Annotated in this window: 6 protein-coding genes; 4 read left to right on the top strand and 2 right to left on the bottom strand. The window is 75.8% G+C overall.

What is annotated here, in order from left to right; all coding sequences use genetic code 11:
* Window positions 1–218 precede the first annotated feature (218 nt).
* The 4 genes from ACFWJ4_RS17770 (at window position 219) to ACFWJ4_RS17785 (ending at window position 3,901) form a co-directional block, all read left to right on the top strand.
* The gene (locus ACFWJ4_RS17770; RefSeq protein ID WP_380544897.1) at window positions 219–1,136 is read left to right on the top strand and encodes an ABC transporter ATP-binding protein; all 918 of its coding nucleotides are present in this window, start codon (window positions 219–221) and stop codon (window positions 1,134–1,136) included.
* 54 nt (window positions 1,137–1,190) lie between these two features.
* On the top strand, window positions 1,191–1,919 hold the full coding sequence (locus ACFWJ4_RS17775; RefSeq protein ID WP_359905274.1) for an ABC transporter permease: 729 nt from the start codon (window positions 1,191–1,193) through the stop codon (window positions 1,917–1,919).
* Between the two features lie 111 nt (window positions 1,920–2,030).
* Window positions 2,031–3,266, top strand: a complete 1,236-nt coding sequence (locus tag ACFWJ4_RS17780; RefSeq protein ID WP_380544900.1) for a sensor histidine kinase — start codon at window positions 2,031–2,033, stop codon at window positions 3,264–3,266.
* Entirely contained in the window at window positions 3,263–3,901 is a 639-nt protein-coding gene (locus ACFWJ4_RS17785) for a response regulator (RefSeq protein WP_380544903.1), read from the top strand. Before ACFWJ4_RS17780 ends, ACFWJ4_RS17785 begins: the two co-directional genes overlap by 4 nt.
* A gap of 25 nt (window positions 3,902–3,926) precedes the next feature.
* Here ACFWJ4_RS17785 and ACFWJ4_RS17790 read toward each other — a convergent pair whose 3' ends face one another.
* On the bottom strand, window positions 3,927–14,882 hold the full coding sequence (locus ACFWJ4_RS17790) for a type I polyketide synthase (RefSeq protein ID WP_380544906.1): 10,956 nt from the start codon (window positions 14,880–14,882) through the stop codon (window positions 3,927–3,929).
* Between the two features lie 19 nt (window positions 14,883–14,901).
* Entirely contained in the window at window positions 14,902–19,506 is a 4,605-nt protein-coding gene (locus tag ACFWJ4_RS17795) for an SDR family NAD(P)-dependent oxidoreductase (RefSeq protein ID WP_380544916.1), read from the bottom strand.
* Window positions 19,507–19,513: the final 7 nt, after the last annotated feature.

Here is a 19,513-nt window from a genome sequence, read left to right on the forward strand (position 1 = left end):
CACGGCCGTAACAGGGCCGACACCCCTATCCGGGGCCCGGGCAGGTGATTAGGGGCCGGGCCCCGGAGCCGGTCGCGACGTCCGGGGCCGCGCGGGGCGGGTCCGGGTGTCAACCGTTCGATCGCGGGAAGTTCCACCGGATGGATATCACCAGGTCGATCCGGGCGCGGCGGTGCGGCCGGACACTGGTGGGACCTCGGAGAACGGAGACCAAGACCGTGCCAGCGATCGTCGTTTCGAACCTGCGGATGCAGTACGGCCAGAAGGTCGTCGTCGACGACATCTCGTTCGAGGTGCAGGAGGGGGAGATCTTCGGCATCCTCGGCCCCAACGGCGCCGGGAAGACCACGACGGTCGAGTGCATCGCCGGGCTGCGCAAGCCCGGCGGCGGGAGCATCTCGGTGCACGGCCTGGACCCCCAGCACGACGCCGCCAAGCTGCACCGCATCCTGGGCATGCAGCTGCAGAAGAGCGAGATGCCGGACAAGCTGCGGGTCGCCGAGGCGATGGAGCTGTACGCCTCCTTCTACGACGACCACGCGGACTGGCGGGAGCTGCTCGCCGAGCTGAACCTGCTGGACAAGATGAACAGCCCGTTCGCCAGCCTGTCCGGCGGCCAGAAGCAGCGGCTGTCCATCGCGCTGGCGCTGGTCGGCAACCCGAAGGTGGCCGTGCTGGACGAGCTGACCACCGGTCTGGACCCGGCGGCCCGGCGGGACACCTGGGAGCTGATCGAGCAGGTCCGCGCCCGGGGCATCACCGTCGTCCTGGTCACCCACTTCATGGAGGAGGCCGAGCGGCTCTGCGACCGGCTGGCCCTGATCGACGGCGGCCGGATCGTCGCGCTGGACACCCCCGCCGGCCTGGTGGCCGGGGTGGGCGCCGAGCAGAAGGTGCGCTTCCGCCCGACCTCCCCGCTCGACGACCACATCCTGACCTCGCTGCCCGAGGTGACCTCGGTCCAGCGGCACGGCTCGCAGGTGGAGGTCACCGGCACGGGCAACCTGGTGTACGCCGTCACCTCGGCGCTCGCCCGCAACCAGATCGTCGCGGCCGACCTGCGCGCGGAGCTGGCCAGCCTGGAGGACGCGTTCCTCGCCCTGACCGGCCGCCGGTTCGACCACCCCTCCCACTGATCCCCGGCCCGTAGCCGACCCCCGACCCCTAGAAGGAGAACCCCCGTGCGGGCGATGAACCGGCTCACGGCCGTGGAGTTCAAGCTCTTCCTGCGAGACCCGGCCGCGTACTTCTGGACGCTGCTCTTCCCGGTCGTCCTGGTGGTGATCATCGGCAGTATCCCGTCCTCCCGCGAGTTCAAGGCCGAGATCGGCCAGCGCGCCATCGACTCCTACACGCCCGTCACCGTGGTGCTGGCCTTCGCGATGACCGGTCTGTTCATCACCCCGGGCTACCTGGTGGGCTACCGGGAGAAGGGCATCCTGCGCCGGCTGTCGACCACGCCGGTGGGCCCGGCCCGGGTGCTGATCGCCCAGTTGGTGGTCCAGATCACCGTGGCGATCGCCACCACCGTTCTGGTGCTCGCGACCGCGCGCCTGCTGTGGGACGTCAAGCTGCCGAGCAACCCGCTCGGCTTCGTGCTGACCTTCCTGCTCTCGGCCACCGCGGTGCTGTCCATCGGGCTGTTCGTCGCCTCGGTGCTCAAGACCACCAAGGCCGCCACCGGCGCGGGCAGCATGCTGTTCTTCCCGCTGATGTTCTTCGCGGGCCTGTACGTGCCCCGCGACCAGATGCCCGCCGCGGTCAACCGGATCGGTGACTTCACCCCGCTCGGCGCCTCCGTCCAGGCCTTCGGCGACGTGGCCAAGGGTCACCTGCCGGGCACCACCGCCCTGTTGGTCCTCGTCGGCTACACGGTGGTCTTCGGTGTCTTGGCCGCACGGCTCTTCCGCTGGGAGTAGGCCCAGGGCGGAGGATCCCGCCGGGAGTAGGCCTAGGCTGGAGGTCCGCGGTCACGGGCGGTCGCGGCGGGGCGGGAGCCGGGGAAGCAGCGGGGGCCGAGGAGCAGCAGCATGAAGAGCGACGAACCGATCGACCTGCGCCGCTTCCTCACCCCGCTGCCCGTCGTGCTGCTGGGCGTGGCCACCGTGCTGTGCGTCGTGCAGCCGGAGGAGGGGGCGGCCACCGCACGCGTCACGGTCTTCCCGCTGGTCGTGGTGACCGCCGCGTGGACGCTGGCGATGTACACCCTGCGGTCGCCGCAGTGGACGGGCCGCACCGGCCCGATGCTGACGTACGTGGCGGGCCAGCTGGTGCTGGCCGCGCTGTTGATGACCCAGCACCCGATCTTCTTCGTGTTCGCCGTGGTCGGGTTCGTCCAGGCCTACGACCTGCTCCCGCCGCAGTGGGCCTTCGTCAGCGTCGGCGCCACCTCGCTGATCATCAACCTGATCCCCGGCGGGGTGCCGGACAGCTCCCGGCGGATCGCCATCGCGGCCGCCTCGGTCTGCCTCCAGACCTGCCTGATCGGCCTGTTCGGCAACCTGTCGCACCGCTTCAACGAGCGCAGCGAGGAACGCTGCCGGCTGGTCACGGAGTTGAAGACGGTGATCGGCGAGAACAACGGCCTGCACGCCCAGTTGCTGATCCAGGCCCGGGAGGCGGGCATCCAGGACGAACGCCAGCGGATGGCCCGGGAGATCCACGACACCATCGCCCAGGGACTGGCCGGCATCATCACCCAGCTCCAGGCCGCCGACCGGGCCCGGCCACAGTCCGAGCAGCGCGAGTGGCACCTCGAACAGGCCCGGGGGCTGGCCCGGGAGAGCCTCACGGCGGCCCGGCGCTCGGTGGCCGCGCTGCGGCCGGCGGAGCTGGAGGAGGCGCACCTGCCGAACGCGATCCGGGAGCTGGCCCAGCGCTGGTCGGCGCGGGCGGACGTGCCGGCCTCGGTGGAGACCACCGGTGATCCCGTCCCGTTGCTGACGGAGATCGAGGTCGCCCTGTTCCGTGCCGCCCAGGAGACCCTGGCGAACATCGCGAAGCATGCCGCTGCCAGTAAGGTCAGACTGACCATTTCCTACCTGGAGGACACGGTCATGCTGGACGTTCACGACGACGGGGTCGGCTTCACCGTGACCGACCTCGACGGGCCGCCGCCCGCCGACGGCGACAGCGGGTACGGGCTGGACGGCCTGCGCCGACGGCTCGACCGGGTGCTCGGGACACTGACCGTGGAGAGCGCCCCGGGCTCGGGCACCGCGGTGAACGCGAGCGTGCCCGCGATCCGCCGGGGCGGCAGCGCATGAGCGAACAGTCCGCCCCCGTAAGGCTGCTGATCGTCGACGACCACCCGATCGTCCGGGACGGCCTGCGCGGCGCGTTCGCCGACAGCCCGGAGTTCGAGGTCGTCGGCGAGGCCGGCAACGGCGCCGAGGCGCTCGACCGGGTCGCCGAACTGAAGCCCGACCTGGTGCTGATGGACCTGCGCATGCCGGTGATGGACGGAGTCACCGCGATCCACCGGCTCGGCGAGACCGCGCCCGGGGTGCGGGTGCTGGTGCTGACCACGTTCGACACCGACAACGACGTGCTGCCCGCGATCGAGGCCGGCGCCACCGGCTACCTGCTGAAGGACGCGCCCACCGAGGAGCTGCTGCGCGCGGCCCGGGTCGCGGCCCGGGGCGACGCGATGCTCTCCCCCGCCATCACCAAACGGCTGATGGACCGGGTGCGCCGGCCCAGCCTCGGCGTGCTGAGCGCCCGTGAGCTGGAGGTGATGCGGCTGGTCGCCCACGGCTCCTCCAACAAGGAGGTCGCCGGCAAGCTGTTCATCACCGAGGCCAGCGTCAAGACGCACCTGCTGCGGATCTACGACAAGCTCGGGGTCCGCGACCGGGCGGGCGCGGTCGGCGAGGCGTTCCGGCGCGGTCTGGTGACCTGACCCGGAACGCCCCGCCGGCCCGCCGTCAGCTCCCCAGCTCGTCGTCGATCAGGGCGAAGATGTCCTCGGCCGTCGCGGACTCCAGGTCGCTGTCGTCGTGCTCCGGCTGCGGCCCGTCGGCGTCCCGCAGCCGGTCGAGCAGCTGCTCCAGCCTGGCGCGGGCCCCCGCCCGTTCCGCCCCGGCCAGCGCGACCAGGTCGGCCTCCATTCCGGCCAGCCGGCCGAGCAGGTCCTCCACCGGGTCGGCCTGCGGCAGCAGGCTCTCCCGCAGGTGGCGGGCGAGCGCGGCCGGGGTCGGGTGGTCGAAGACCAGGGTGGGGGGCAGCCGCAGGCCGGTGGCGGTGTTCAGCCGGTTGCGCAGCTCGACCGAGGTCAGCGAGTCGAACCCGAGGTCCTTGAACGGCCGGTCGGCCGCGACGGCGTCCGTCGAGCCGTGTCCGAGGACCACCGCGGCGTTCCCGGTGACCAGGTCCAGCAGGGCCGCGTCGCGCTGGGCGTCGGCCATCACGGCCAGCCGCTCGGCCAGCGCCGGGCCGTCCGGGCGCCGGTTGTCGGCGGCCCGGCGGACCGGTTGGCCGACCAGCGCCCGCAGCAGCGCGGGCACCGGGTGGGCGGCGGCGCGCAGCACGCCCAGGTCGATGTCGACCGGCACCAGGTGGGAGCGGCCCGTGGTGCGCGCCCGGTCGAACAGGGCGAGCGCCCGGGCGGTGGACAGCGGCGCGCTGAGGCTGCCGGCCCGGGCCTGGTCGACCTTCCCGAGGTGGCCGGTGAGCCCGCTGGCCTGCTCCCACAGGCCCCAGGCCAGCGACTGGCCGGCCTGGCCGGAGGCCGTCCGCCGGGCGGCCAGGGCGTCCAGGAAGGCGTTCGCGGCCGCGTAGTTGGCCTGCCCGCCGGAGCCGAAGGTGCCCGACACCGAGGAGTACAGCACGAACATCGACAGGTCGAGGTGCGCCGTCAGCTCGTGCAGGTTGAGCGCCGCGTCCACCTTCGGGCGCAGCACCCGGGAGAGGCGCTCCGGCGTCAGGGTGCCGAACACCCCGTCGTCCAGCACGCCGGCGGCGTGCACCACGCCCGTCAGCGGACGGGCGAGGCCGTCGAGAACCCGGGCCAGGGCGGTGCGGTCGGCCGCGTCGCAGGCGACGACCTCCGCCCGGGCGCCCGACTCGCCCAGCTCGGCGAGGAGTTCCCGCACGTCCGGGCCGTCCGCGCCCCGGCGGCTCAGCAGGGTCAGGTGGCGCACGCCGTGCACGGCCGCCAGGTGCCGGGCCAGCAGCCCGCCCAGCGTCCCGGTGCCACCGGTGATCAGCACCGTGCCCTCGGGGTCCGGCTCCACCGGCAGCGTCAGCACGTTCTTGCCGACGTGCCGGGCCTGGCTGACGTGCCGGAAGGCGCCGACCGCGTCCCGGACGTCCCAGGCGGTGATCGGCAGCATTCGCAGCGCACCGGCCTCGAACAGCTCGATCACCTCGTGCAGGATGCCGCCCATCCGGGCCGGCCCGGCGTCGCCGAGGTCGAAGGCCCGGTACCGGAGGCCGGCCGGCTGCCGGACGTCGGTCTTGCCCATCTCCAGGAAGCGCCCGCCCTCGGCCAGCAGCCGCAGCGAGGCGTCGGTGAACTCCCCGGCCAGCGAGTTCAGCACCAGGTCGACCCCGCGCCCGCCGGTCGCGGTGCGGAACCGCTCCTCGAAGGCGAGGTCGCGGGAGGAGGCGATGTGCGCCTCGTCCAGCCCCAGCTCCCGCAGCGTGCGCCACTTGCCCGGGCTGGCGGTGCCGAACACCTCCAGGCCGAAGTGGCGGGCGAGTTGGACGGCCGCCATGCCGACGCCGCCGGCCGCGGCGTGCACCAGCACCGATTCGCCCCGCTGCGCGTCGGCCAGGTCGCGCAGCCCGTAGTAGGCGGTGGCGAACACCAGCGGTACGGAGGCGGCCTGGGCGAAGGACCAGCCCCGCGGGACGCGGGCCAGCAGCCGCCGGTCGGTGACGGCCCGGACGGCCGCGCCACCGGCGAAGAAGCCGAAGACCCGCTCGCCCGGGGCGAGGTCGGTCACTCCGGCGCCGACCTCCAGCACGACGCCGGCGGCCTCGGAGCCCATCGCGGCCGTCCGGTCCGGGTACATGCCCAGACCGATCAGCACGTCCCGGAAGTTGACGCCCGCCGAGCGCACCGCGACCCGGACCTCGTCCGCGCCCAGCGGCGCGTCGGCGTCGGGCGCGGGCACCAGCGCCACGTCCTCCAGTCCGGCGCCCCGCCCCGCGAGGCCGAGCCGCCAGGCGCCCGCGGGCTCCGGCGGGGTCAGCCGGGCGACGGTGGCCTCCCGGACCAGTCGCGGCACCCTGATGTCGCCGCCGCGGACCGCGAGTTGGGGCTCCTCGCCGCCCACCAGCGCGGGCCAGCCGGCCCACGGGTCGGCCGCGCCGCCCTGCGGTTCGATGTCCACCAGCACGATCCGGTCCGGGTTCTCGGTCTGCGCGGAGCGGACCAGTCCCCACACGGCGGCGCCGGCCGGGTCGGCCTCGCCACCGGTGCCGGACCCGGCCGGGGTCGCCCCGCGGGTGAGCACCACCAGCCGGGAGTCGGCGAACCGCTCCTCGGCCAGCCAGGCCCGTACCTCGCCGAGCACCCGGGCGGTCGCCCCGTGCACGGCCTCGGCCCCGAGCGCACCGGCGGCACCGAGCGCACCGTCAACACCGGCGGCGCCGGCGGAGACGGCGGAGACGGCCAGGACGGTCACCGACGGTACGGCCGCGCCCTGTTCCAGGGAGGCGACCAGGGCCGCCAGGTCGGTGTGGCGGCGGGCCGGTCCGCCCTCGGGGGCCGTCTCGCCGACCGCGGCCCACGCGGTCAGGTCCGGCTCGGCCGCACCGGCCGCCGGGGGCACCGGCCGCCAGTCCACCGCGAACAGCGCGTCCGGTCCGGCGTCGGCCGTGGCGCCGAGCGCCTCCGGGGACACCTCGCGCATCACCAGCGAACGCACGGTGGCCACCGGGCTTCCGGTGCCGTCGGCCAGCCGCAGCGCGACGCCCTCGGCGGTCCGGGTGATCCGCGCCCGCAGCACCGAGGCGCCCACCGCGTCCACCCGCACGCCGGTCCAGGCGAACGGCAGGGCGGTGCCCTCGACCTCGCTCCCGCCGGCGAAGCCGACGGCGTGCAGCGCCGCGTCCAGCAGCGCCGGGTGTAGGGCGAAGCCGGCGGCCTCGTCCGCCGCCTCCTCGGGCAGCGCGACCTCGGCGTAGACCGCGTCCTCGGCCCGCCAGACGGCGCGCAGGCCGCGGAAGGCCGGCCCGTAGCCGTAGCCGCTGTCGGCCAGGGTGTCGTAGAAGCCGTCCAGCGGCACCGGCTCGGCGGCCGGCGGCGGCCAGGCCGCCAACTCGAAGGGCTCGGCCGGTACGGCCTCGGTCAGCAGGCCGGTGGCGTGGCAGGTCCAGGGCGTCCGGTCACCGGTGTCGGGCCGGGCGTGGATCTCCAGCCGGCAGTCGCCGCCGTCGTCGGGCGCGGTCACCCGGACCTGGACCTGGGCCTCCCCCCGTTCGGGGAGGGCGAGCGGGGACCGCACCACCAGTTCGTCCAGCACCGTACGGCCGACCTGCTCGCCGGCCCGCAGTGCGAGTTCGACCAGCGCGGTGCCGGGCACCACGGTCCGGCCCAGTACCGCGTGGTCGGCCAGCCACGGGTGGCTCGCCGTGGACAGCCGTCCGGTCAGCACCGCGCCGCCGTCCCCGGCCAGGGCCAGGACGGCGCCCAGCAGCGGGTGCCCGGCGGGCAGTTGCCCGAGCGCCGCGACGTCGCCGGCCCCGGCGACCGGCCGGGGCCAGTAGCGCTCGCGCTGGAAGGCGTAGGTGGGCAGTTCCGCGTGCGGACCGGCCGGCAGCGCCGCCGCCCAGTCGACCTGGGCACCGGCCGTCCAGAGCCGGCCGAGGCCGTGCCAGAGCGTGTCCACCTGGTCCCGCCCGGCCCGCTGGAGCGGGGCGAGCACGGCGTCGGGGAGGGTCTGCTGGGCCGGCCCGCAGAGCACGCCGTCGGGGCCCAGCTCCAGGAGGCGGGTCACGCCGTGCTCGCCGAGGTGGGCGACGCCGTCGGCGAAGCGGACCGCCTCGCGGACCTGGCGCAGCCAGTAGTCGGGGGTGGTGAGCAGCCCGGGTTCGGCGAGCGTCCCGCTGACGTTGGACAGCAGCGGAATGCGCGGCTCGGCGAAGGTCAACTCCGCCAGGACGGACGAGAATTCGGCGAGCATCGGCTCCATCAGCGCCGAGTGGAAGGCATGCGAGACGGTCAGCCTGCGGATCCGGCGGCCCTCGGCCTTCCACCGCCCGGCCAGCTCCTCCACCGCCTCGACCGGCCCGGAGACCACCACGGAGGTCGGGCCGTTGACGGCCGCCACGTCCAGGCGGTCGCCGATCGCGTCGAGGACCTCGGCCTCGGCGGCCTCGACCGCCAGCATCGCCCCGCCCTCGGGCAGCGCGTCCATCAGCCGGCCGCGCGCCGCCACCAGGGCGCACGCGTCCGGCAGCGGGAAGACCCCTGCGACGTGAGCGGCCGCCACCTCGCCGATCGAGTGGCCGAGCAGGAAGTCGGCCGTCACGCCCCAGGATTCGAGCAGCCGGAACGAGGCGACCTCGACCGCGAACAGCCCGGCCTGCGCCCACACCGTACGGTCCAGATCCTCGACGCCCTCGAACACCACGTCCTTCACCGGCCGGTCCAGCAGCAGGTCCAGCTCCGCGCAGACCGCGTCGAAGGCCGCCGCGAAGGCGGGGAACTCCTCGTACAACTCCCGGCCCATGCCGACCCGCTGCGCACCCTGTCCCGTGAACAGGAACGCCGTCCGCCCCTCGGCGACCGTACCGGTGACCACGCCCGCGCCGGGCTCGCCGGCGGCCAGCGCCGCCAGCTCCCGGTCCTGCTCGGCCCGGTCCGCGCCGACCACCACCGCGCGGTGCGCCAGCGCCGTCCGCCCGGACAGGGCCCGGGCCACCTCGGCCGGTCCGTCCTCCGGGCGGTCCGTCAGGTGCTCGCCCAGCCGGGCGGCCTGGGCCCGCAGCGCCGCCGGGTTCTGACCGGACAGCGGCCACGGCAGCGGACCGTGCGGCCGACGCCCGGCGGGCTCGGCCGGGGCGGGCTCGCCCTGCTCGATGATGACGTGGACGTTGGTGCCGCTCATCCCGAACGAGGAGACGCCGGTGCGGCGCGGCCGTTCGGCCCGCGGCCACGGCCGGGCCTCGGTCAGCAGCTCGACCGACCCGGTGGACCAGTCGACGTGCGGGGTGGGCTCGTCCACGTGCAGGGTCGCCGGAAGCGTGCCGTACCGCATCGCCATGACCATCTTGATGATCCCGGCGATGCCGGCGGCGGCCTGGGTGTGGCCGATGTTGGACTTGATCGAGCCCAGCCAGAGCGGCTCCCCGTCCCGGCCCTGCCCGTAGGTGGCCAGCAGCGCCTTCGCCTCGATCGGGTCCCCGAGGCGGGTGCCGGTGCCGTGCGCCTCCACGGCGTCCACCTCGGCGGCCGACAGCCCGGCGTTGGCCAGCGCCTGCCGGATCACCCGCTCCTGCGAGGGACCGTTCGGGGCCGTCAGACCGTTCGAGGCGCCGTCCTGGTTGACCGCGCTGCCGCGCACGATGCCGAGCACCCGATGGCCGTTGCGGCGGGCGTCGGACAGCCGCTCCAGCAGCAGGATGCCGACGCCCTCGCCCCAGCCGGTGCCGTCGGCCGCGGCGGCGAAGGCCTTGCACCGGCCGTCGGCGGCCAGGCCCAGCTGGCGGCTGAACTCCACGAAGGCCGACGGGGTCGCCATCACCGTGGCGCCGCCCGCGAGGGCCATGGTGCACTCGCCGCGGCGCAGCGCCTCGGCCGCCGAGTGCAGGGCGACCAGGGAGGAGGAGCAGGCGGTGTCCACCGTCATGGCCGGGCCCTCCAGCCCGAACACGTACGAGATCCGGCCGGAGAGCACGGCGGCCGCGGTGCCGGTGCCCCGGTGCCCCTCGCTGTCGGAGGGGCCGGAGAGCAGCGCCGCGTAGTCCTGGCCGTTGGTGCCGATGAACACGCCGGTGCGGCTGCCGCGCAGCGAGCGCGCGTCCACCCCGGCCCGTTCGAACGCCTCCCAGACGGTCTCCAGCAGCAGCCGCTGCTGGGGGTCCATGGCCAGCGCCTCGCGCGGCGAGATGGCGAACAGCGCCGGGTCGAAGTCGGCGACGCCGGACAGGAATCCGCCGGCCCAGGTGGCGTCCGCGCCCGCCTCGCCGGAGGGCGCGCCGAGCGGCGGCCAGCCGCGGTCGCCGGGCAGCCCGGAGACCGCGTCCACCCGGTCGGCGACCAGCCGCCAGAGCTGTTCGGGGTTCTCGACCCCGCCGGGGTAGCGGCAGCTCATCGCGACGATCGCGATCGGCTCCTCCAGCGCGGTGGCCTCGGCCCGCACGGTCTGGGCCGCCACCGCGGTGCCGAGCAGCTCGCCGCGCAGCTGGGCGGCCAGTTCGCGCGGCGTGGGGTGGTCGAAGACCAGGGTGGCGGAGAGCCGCAGCCCGGTCTCGGCGGCCAGGGCGTTGCGCAGTTCGAGCGCGGTGAGCGAGTCGAAGCCGAGGCCCTTGAACGGGACCTCCGGCGGGACGTCGCCCGCCTCGCGGTGGCCGAGCACGGCCGCCGCCAGCCGCCGGACCAGGTCGAGCAGGGTCCGTTCCTGCTCGGCGGGCGGCAGCGCGGCGAGCTTCCCGGCCAGCGGGGAGGCGCCCTCGGCCGGCTCGGCGGCCGGGGCTTCCAGGGCCCGGAGCACCTCGGGCAGGTCCTCGATCAGCGGACGGCGGCGGCTGGCCGTGAACGCGGGGGCGAAGCGCTCCCAGCGGACGTCCGCCACCGCCACGCAGGCCTCGCCCCCGGCGACGGCCCGGTCGAGCGCCCCCACGGCGAGGGCCGGGTCCAGCAGGGCGAGCCCGCGGCGGCGCAGGAAGTCCTCCGATTCCCCCTGCACGGCCATGCCGGCCTCCGCCCACGGGCCCCAGGCGACGGCCAGCGCGGCCCGGCCGGCCGCCCGGCGCTGTTCGACCAGCGCCTCCAGGTAGGCGTTGGCGGCGCCGTAGACGGCCTGGGCGCCGGAGCCCCAGGTGGCCGAGATCGAGGAGAAGACGACGAACAGCTCCAGGTCCAGCCCGGCGGTCAGCTCGTCGAGGTGCGCCGCGCCGTCGGCCTTCCCGCCGAGCACGGCGGCGATCTCCTCGGCGGCGGTGTCCATCAGCAAGGTCGCCTGGCCGACGCCGGCCGCGTGCACCACACCGGTCAGCGGGAACTCCGCCGGGATCGCGTCGAGCACCGCCGCCAGCGCCGCCCGGTCGGCGGCGTCGCAGGCGGCGACCGTCACCCGGGCACCGAGCCCGGCCAGTTCGGCCACCAGCGCGTCCACGCCCTCGGCCGCCGAACCGCGCCGACTGGTCAGCACGAGATGGGGAGCGCCCCGACCGGCCAGCCAGCGCGCCACCTCCGCGCCCAGCGCCCCGGTTCCACCGGTCACCAGCACCGTGCCCGAGGGCGGCCCGAGCGGTTCGGCACCGTCCGGTCGGGCGGCCCGCACCAGGCGGCGGACGTACGTGCCGGCGCCCCGGACGGCGACCTGGTCCTCGGTGCCGGTCAGGACGGCGGCCAGCCGGGCGGCCGTCCTGGCGTCCTCGGCGGGCGGCAGGTCGACCAGCCCGCCCCAGCGTTCCGGCAGCTCCAGGGCGGCGGCCCGGCCGAGGCCCCAGAGCTGCGCCGCCACCGGGTCGGACGGACCGTCGGAGCGGCCCACCGACACCCCGCCCCGGGTGGCCAGCCAGAGCGGGGCGTCGATGCCCGCGTCGCCGAGCGCCTGGATCAGCGCGACGGCCGCCGGGACCGGCTCGGGGTGCCGGGCCGGGCAGGCGACCACGCCGGCCGGGTCGGCCGTGAGCTCGCGCAGCCGGGCGGCCAGGGAGGCCCGGGTGGCCCCGGGGCCGAACTCCAGCAGGACCACGTCGGCGCCGGCGGCGGTCAGCAGCCGCTGGGCGTCGGTGTCCCCCGGGGTCGCGACGACCAGCCAGGTGCCGGTGAGCGTGCCCGCGGCGGGCGCGTCGGCGAGCGGCTTCCAGCGGACCCGGTAGCGCCAGGAGTCGATGACGGCCTCGTCCCGGCGGCGGCGCCGGAAGGAGGACAGCGCGGGCAGCACGGCCCGCAGCTCCCCCTGGTCCGCGTCCACGCCGAGGGCGCCGGTCAGTTCGGCCACGTCCTCGCGCTCGACGGCGGCCCAGAACCGGCCCTCGGCGGTGCCCTCCGCTCCTTCGGCCGCGGCGGCGGGAGCGGCGGGACGGGCCCAGTAGGACTGGTGCTGGAAGGCGTACGTGGGCAGCGCGACCCGCCCCTCGCCACGGCCCGCGAAGGCCGCCGGCCAGTCCACGGCGGCACCCGCCGTCCAGAGCGCGCCGACGGCGGCGTGGAAGGTGCGCACGCCGTCGTGGCCGGAGCCGCGCAGCAGCGGCGCGAAGGCGCCCTCGACGCCGGCGTGCTGGGCCATCCCGCACAGCACGCCGTCCGGGCCGAGCTCGGCGAAGCGGGTGACGCCCCGTCGGCCCAGGGCATCGACGCCGTCGGCGAAGCGGACGGCCTCGCGGACCTGCCGCAGCCAGTAGTCGGGGGTGGTGAGCAGGCCCGGCTCGGCGAGGCTGCCGGTCAGGTTCGACACGATCGGGAACTGCGGCTCGGCGAAGGTCAACTCCGCGAGGACGGCGGCGAATTCGGCGAGCATCGGCTCCATCAGCGCCGAGTGGAAGGCGTGCGAGACCGTCAGCCGACGGGTCTTGCGGCCCTCGGCCTTCCAGCGCGCGGCGAACTCCTCGATCGTTTCGACCTGACCCGAAACCACCACGGAGGTCGGGCCGTTGACGGCCGCCACGTCCAGGCGGTCGCCTATCTCCGCCCGCACCTCGGCCTCGGCGGCCTGCACCGCGAGCATCGCGCCGCCCTCGGGCAGCGCCTCCATCAGCCGACCGCGGGCCGCCACCAGGGCGCACGCGTCCGGCAGCGAGAGAACACCCGCCACATGGGCGGCCGACACCTCACCGATCGAATGCCCGAGCAGCACGTCCGGGACCACGCCCCAGGACTCCAGCAGCCGGAAGGACGCCACCTCGACCGCGAACAGCCCGGCCTGCGCCCACACCGTACGGTCCAGATCCTCCGCACCCGCGAAGACGACCTCACGCACCGACCGCCCGAGCCTCGCGTCCAGCTCCGTGCAGACCGCGTCGAACGCCGCCGCGAAGGCGGGGAAAGCCTCGTACAGCTCCCGGCCCATGCCGACCCGCTGCGCACCCTGCCCCGTGAACAGGAACGCCGTCCGGCCCTCGTCCGCCACCCCGGTCAGCACATCCTGGGCGGAACGTCCCTCGGCCAGCGCCGCCAGCCCCTCGCCGAGGCCTGCGGCCGAGTCCCCGAGGACCACCGCGCGGTGCTCCAGCGCCGCCCGGGTGACGGCCAGCGCGTGCCCCGCGGCCGCCGGGTCGGGCCCGGTCGCCGCGAACTCGGCCAGCCTCGCCGCCTGTCCGCGCAGCCCCTCCGGGGTCTTGGCGGACACCGGCCAGAGCACCGGGCCGCTGTTCTCCACCGGTTCCGGCGCGGGCAGCGGATCGCCCTGCTCCAGGATGACGTGGGCGTTGGTACCGCTGATGCCGAAGGAGGACACGCCCGCCCGGCGCGGACGGTCCGCCTCCGGCCACGGCCGGGCCTCGGTCAGCAGTTCCACCGCGCCCGCCGACCAGTCCACGTGGGGCGTCGGCTGCTCGGCGTGCAGGGTGGCGGGCAGCAGGCCGTGCCGCATCGCCTGCACCATCTTGATGATGCCCGCGACACCGGCCGCCGACTGGGTGTGGCCGATGTTGGACTTGATCGAGCCGAGCCACAGCGGCTCGTCGCCGCGGTCCCGGCCGTAGGTCGCCAGCAGCGCCTGGGCCTCGATCGGGTCGCCCAGCCGGGTGCCGGTGCCGTGCGCCTCCACCACGTCCACCTCGGACGGGGCGAGCCGCGCGGAGGCCAGCGCCTGCCGGATCACCCGGCGCTGCGAGGGGCCGTTCGGCGCGGTCATCCCGTTGGACGCGCCGTCCTGGTTGACCGCGCTGCCGCGCACCACCGCCAGCACCTCGTGCCCGTTGCGGCGCGCGTCCGACAGCCGCTCCAGCAGCAGCAGTCCGACGCCCTCGCCCCAGCCCGTACCGTCCGCGCTGGCGCCGAAGGAGCGGCACCGCCCGTCCGAGGCGAGGCCCTGCTGGGCGCTGAAGGCGTGGAAGACCTCCGCGTTGGTCAGCACGGTCACCCCGCCGGCCAGCGCCAGCGTGCACTCCCCGGCGCGCAGCGCCTGGACGGCCAGGTGCAGCGCCACCAGCGAGGAGGAGCACGCGGTGTCCACCGTGACCGCCGGGCCTTCCAGCCCGAACACGTACGCCACCCGGCCGGAGAGCACGCTGGTCGCTCCGCCGGCCAGGACGTACCCCTGGTCGGCGTCGGCCGCACCGACCCCGTAGCCGGAGGAGGTCGCGCCGACGAACACCCCGGTCCGGGTGCCGCGCACGGTGTCCGGCGCGATCCCGGCCCGTTCGAAGGCCTCCCAGCCGCTCTCCAGCAGCAAGCGCTGCTGGGGGTCCATGGCGAGGGCCTCGCGCGGGGAGATCCCGAAGAACGCGGCGTCGAAGCGCTCGGCGCCGTCCAGGAACCCGCCCTGGGCGGCGAGGTCGCTCGCCGCGGCGTCGGCGCCGAGCCCGTCCGCCCTCCAGCCGCGCTGCTCGGGGAAGGGGGCGATCGCGTCGCCGGCCCGTTCGACCAGCCGCCAGAGGTCGTCCGGCGAGGAGACGTCGCCGGGGTAGCGGCACGCCATCGACACGATCGCCACGGGTTCGCTGACCGCGGCGGTCAGTTCACGGTTTCGGGCGCGAAGCTTCTCCGTCTCCTTGAGGGAAGCTCGCAACGCTTCGACATAGTCCTGGGTAGAGGCCATCGCAAGCTCCGTACTGCGGTCAGGAATCACGTTCGCCGAGGGCCAGCCTCAGCAGGCTTTCGCCGTCCATCTCGTCGATCGACTCGATGGCGGTCACGGGTGCGGCGTCCTCGGCGGCGGGCGCGGACTCCTGCGAGGCGAGCCGCAGCAGCGGCTCCAGCAGTCCGGACTCGCGCAGCCGGGACACCGGGACGGTGAGCAGGGCGCGGCGCGCCTGCTCCGCCTCGTCGGCGTCGAGGGCGTCGTCGCCGAGCAGTTCGGCCGTGATCTGCTCGGCCAGCGCCCTCGGGGTGGGGTGGTCGAAGATCAGGGTGGCGGGCAGGGCCAGCCCGGTGGCCGCGGTCAGCCGGTCGCGCAGTTCGACCGCGGTCAGCGAGTCGAACCCCAGGTCGCGGAAGGCCCGGTCGGCGACGACCGACCCGGCCGCGCTGTGGCCGAGGACCAGCGCGGCCTGCTGCTGCACGGTCTCCAGCAGCAGGGCGAGGCCGTCCTCTCCGGACAGCCCGGCGAGGCGCTCGCGCAGCGCGGTGCCGTCCTGCGGGCCGCCGGCGGCGCCCCCGGCGAGGACCTGCCGCACCTCGGGGACGTCCTCGATCAGCGGCTGCGGGTGGTACGCGGTGAAGCCGGGCACGAAGGCCTGCCAGTCCACGTCCGCGACGGTCACGCAGACGTCGCCGGTCCGGATCGCCGTGTCCATCGCCTCCAGGGCGAGGTCCGGGGCCATCGCCCGCAGGCCGCGGCGGCGCAGGAACTCCTCGGCGTCGGCGCCGCCGGCCATGCCCTCGCCCGCCCACGGGCCCCAGGCCACGGAGGTGGCCGCCAGCCCGCGGGCCCGGCGGTCGACGGCGAGGGCGTCCAGCGCGGCGTTCGCCACCGCGTACGCGGACTGCCCGCCGCTGCCCCAGACGCCGGCGACGGAGGAGAAGAGCACGAAGTAGTCGAGGGGGGTGTCCCCCAGCAGCTCGTCCAGGCAGACCGCGCCTTCGGCCTTGCCGTCCACGATCGCCGCGAACCCGGCGCGCGCGGTGCTGCCGAACGGCGTCGGGTCGCCGACGCCGGCCGCGTGCACCACGCCGCTCAGCGGGAACTCCGCCGGGACGGCGGCCAGCACCCCGGCCATCCCTTCCCGGTCCGCCGTGTCGCAGGCGGCGACGGTCACCCGGGCGCCCAGCGCCTCCAGTTCCGCGACCAGCTCCGCCGCCCCCGGCGCCGTCCGGCCCCGGCGGGAGACCAGCACCAGGTGGGGGACGCCCTGCCCGGCCAGCCGGCGCGCCACGGCGGCGCCCAGCGCTCCGGTACCGCCGGTGACCAGGACGGTTCCGGTGGCGGGGGCGGGATCGGCCGTCACCGGCCCGGTTCCCGCCGGGACCAGCCGACGGGCGAAGGTCCCGGTGGCCCGGACGGCGACCTGGTCCTCGGTTCCGGACAGCACCTCGGCCATCCGGTCACCGAGCACCGGCCCCGCCGGACCGCAGACGTCCACCAGCCCGCCCCACAGGCCGGGCAGCTCCAGGCCGACCACCCGGCCCAGGCCCCAGATCCGGGCGTGTCCGGGCCGGACGGTCTCCTCCTCGCGCACGGTCACCGCGCCGGAGGTGACCCACCAGAGCGGCACCCGCAGGTCCAGGGCGGTGAGCGCGTCGATCAGGTCCAGGGCGTCGGCGACGGGATCGGCGTCCGGGGCCGTGCCGGGGAAGGCCAGCACCCCGGTCGGGTCCGCGATCCGGGCGAGGTCGTCCGCCAGCCGCTCGGTCGTGGTCCGCACCACCCGGGCGCCCGCCCGCTCCACGGCGGACAGGCAGGCCTCGGCCAGGTCGGACCCCGGTGCCCCGGACTCCGCCGCCCCGGCGGGCAGCACCGCCAGCCAGCTGCCGGTCAGCAGCGGCGGAACGGCCGCGGTGGGCACCGGCTTCCAGGTGATCCGGTAGCGCCAGGCGTCGGATCGCTCCTCCGGCCGGGCGGGGTGACGCGCGACGGGCGGCTGCGCCCAGTAGTGCTGCCGGTCGAAGGCGTACCGGGGCAGCAGCGCCCGGTGCCCGCCCCAGTCGGCGTAGACGGCCGGCCAGTCCACGGCCGTCCCGGCGGTCCAGAGCGTGCCGAGCGCGGCCAGGGCGCTCTCCGTCTCGTCCCGCTCGCGGCGCAGCAGCGGCGCGAACGTGCCCTTGGCGTCGGCCTGTCGGGCCAGGGCGGACAGCACGCCGTCGGGGCCGAGCTCGGCGAAGCGGGTCACGTCCTGGCCGCCCAGGGTGTCGACGCCGTCGGCGAAGCGGACGGCCTCCCGGACGTGGCGCAGCCAGTAGTCGGGGGTGGTGAGCAGGCCCGGCTCGGCGATCCCGCCGGTCAGGTTGGAGACGACCGGGATCTGCGGCTCGGCGAAGGTCAACTCCGCCAGCACGGCAGCGAATTCGGCGAGCATCGGCTCCATCAGCGCCGAGTGGAAGGCGTGCGAGACGGTCAGCCGACGGGTCTTGCGGCCCTGGGAGGCCCACTCGATCGCGAACTCCTCGACCACCTCGACGGGGCCGGAAACCACCACCGAACGCGGCCCGTTGACGGCCGCCACGTCCAGGCGGTCGCCGATCTCCGCCCGCACCTCGGCCTCGGCGGCCTGCACGGCGAGCATCGCGCCGCCCTCGGGCAGCGCCTCCATCAGCCGGCCCCGCGCCGCCACCAGGGCGCACGCGTCCGCCAGCGAGAACACCCCGGCGCAGTGCGCCGCCGCCACCTCACCGATCGAATGCCCGAGCAGGAAGTCGGGCGTCACACCCCAGGACTCCAGCAACCGGAACGAGGCCAACTCGACCGCGAACAGCCCGGCCTGCGCCCACACCGTACGGTCCAGATCCTCGACGCCGTCGAGGACGACCTCGCGCACCGACCGCCCGAGCCTCCCGTCCAGCTCCGCGCAGACCGCGTCGAAGGCCGCCGCGAACACCGGGAAGGCCTCGTACAGCCCCCGGCCCATCCCGACCCGCTGCGCGCCCTGCCCTGTGAACAGGAACGCCGTCCGCCCCTCGCCGGCCGGGTCGCCCGCGGCCAGCGCGTCGAGCGCGGCGGTGAACGCCTCGCGGTCGCCGCCGAGCAGGACCGCGCGGTGCTCCATGACGGTACGGGCGAGCAGCCCGCGCCCGACGTCCACCGGTCCGGCCTCCGGCGTGGCGGCCACGAAGGCCCGCAGCCGGCGCGCCTGGGCCCGCAGGCCGTCGGCCGTCCGGGCCGAGAGCGGCCAGGGCACGAGGGCCGGGGCGCTCGCCGGTTCGGGGGCCGCGAGGGCCTCGCCCTGCTCGATGACCACGTGGGCGTTGGTGCCGCTCACCCCGAAGGAGGAGATCGCCGCCCGGCGCGCCCGGTCCGCCTCCGGCCACGGCCGGGCCTCGGTCAGCAGCTCCACCGCGCCCGCCGACCAGTCCACCAGCGGCGTCGGCTCGTCCACGTGCAGGGTGGCCGGCAGCACGCCGTGCCGCATCGCCAGCACCATCTTGATCACGCCCGCCACCCCGGCCGCGGCCTGGGTGTGGCCGAGGTTGGACTTCACCGAGCCGAGCAGCAGCGGACGGCCTTCGGGCCGCCCCTGGCCGTACGTGGCGAGCAGCGCCTGGGCCTCGATCGGGTCGCCGAGGCGGGTGCCGGTGCCGTGCGCCTCCACCGCGTCCACCTCGGCGGGCGAGAGTCCGGCGGCGGCCAGGGCCTCCCGGATCACCCGCTGCTGGGACGGCCCGTTGGGGGCCGTCAGCCCGCTGGAGGCGCCGTCCTGGTTGACCGCGCTGCCCCGCACCACCGCGAGCACCTCGTGGCCGAGCCGCCGGGCGTCGGAGAGCCGCTCCACCAGCAGCACACCGGCGCCCTCGGCCCAGCCCATCCCGTCGGCGGCGGCGGCGAAGGACTTGCAGCGGCCGTCCGCGGCCACGCCCTGCCCGCCGCCCAGCGAGCCGAACACCTCGGGCGCGGCCATCACGGTCACCCCGCCGGCCAGCGCCAGGTCGCACTCCCCGCCCCGGAGGGCCTGCACGGCCAGGTGCAGGGCGACCAGCGAGGAGGAGCAGGCGGTGTCCACGGTGACCGCGGGGCCCTCCAGGCCGAGGGCGTAGGCCACCCGGCCGGAGACCACGCTGCCCGCGGTGGCGGTGCCGAGGTAGGCCTCGGCGCCCTCGCCCCCGCCGGGGAGGTAGTCGTGGTACATCATCCCGGCGAACACCCCGGTCCGGCTGCCGCGCAGCCGCTCCGGGTCCAGTCCGGCGTACTCGAAGGCCTCCCAGGAGGCTTCGAGGAACAGCCGCTGCTGCGGGTCCATCGCCAGCGCCTCGCGCGGCGAGATCCCGAAGAACGCCGGGTCGAACCAGCCCGCCTCGTGCACGAAGCCGGCCTGCCGCGTACCGTCGCCGCCCAGGGCCGCGAGGTTCCAGCCGCGGTCGGTGGGCAGTCCCGACTGGCCCTCGCCGCCGGTGGCGACCAGCCGCCACAGCTCCTCCGGGGTGGCGATCCCGCCGGGCAGCCGGCAGGCCATCCCGACGATCGCGATCGGCTCCCGGGCCTTCTCGTGCACCTCGCGCAGCTCCTGGCGGGCCTCCTGCAACGCGGCCGTGGCCTGGCGCAGGTACCGGAGCAGCTCTTCTTCCCTGGTCACGCTCATG

It is taken from the genome of Kitasatospora sp. NPDC127067, from assembly GCF_042724755.1.
GTDB lineage: Bacteria > Actinomycetota > Actinomycetes > Streptomycetales > Streptomycetaceae > Kitasatospora > Kitasatospora lactacystinica.

What these genes read in the sequence shown, in the direction of transcription:
- ACFWJ4_RS17775 (WP_359905274.1), top strand. Translation starts at nt 1,191, where the DNA reads ATGAACCGGCTCACGGCCGTGGAGTTCAAGCTCTTCCTGCGAGACCCG.
- ACFWJ4_RS17780 (WP_380544900.1), top strand. Translation starts at nt 2,031, where the DNA reads ATGAAGAGCGACGAACCGATCGACCTGCGCCGCTTCCTCACCCCGCTG.
- ACFWJ4_RS17785 (WP_380544903.1), top strand. Translation starts at nt 3,263, where the DNA reads ATGAGCGAACAGTCCGCCCCCGTAAGGCTGCTGATCGTCGACGACCAC.
- ACFWJ4_RS17790 (WP_380544906.1), bottom strand. Translation starts at nt 14,882, where the DNA reads ATGGCCTCTACCCAGGACTATGTCGAAGCGTTGCGAGCTTCCCTCAAG.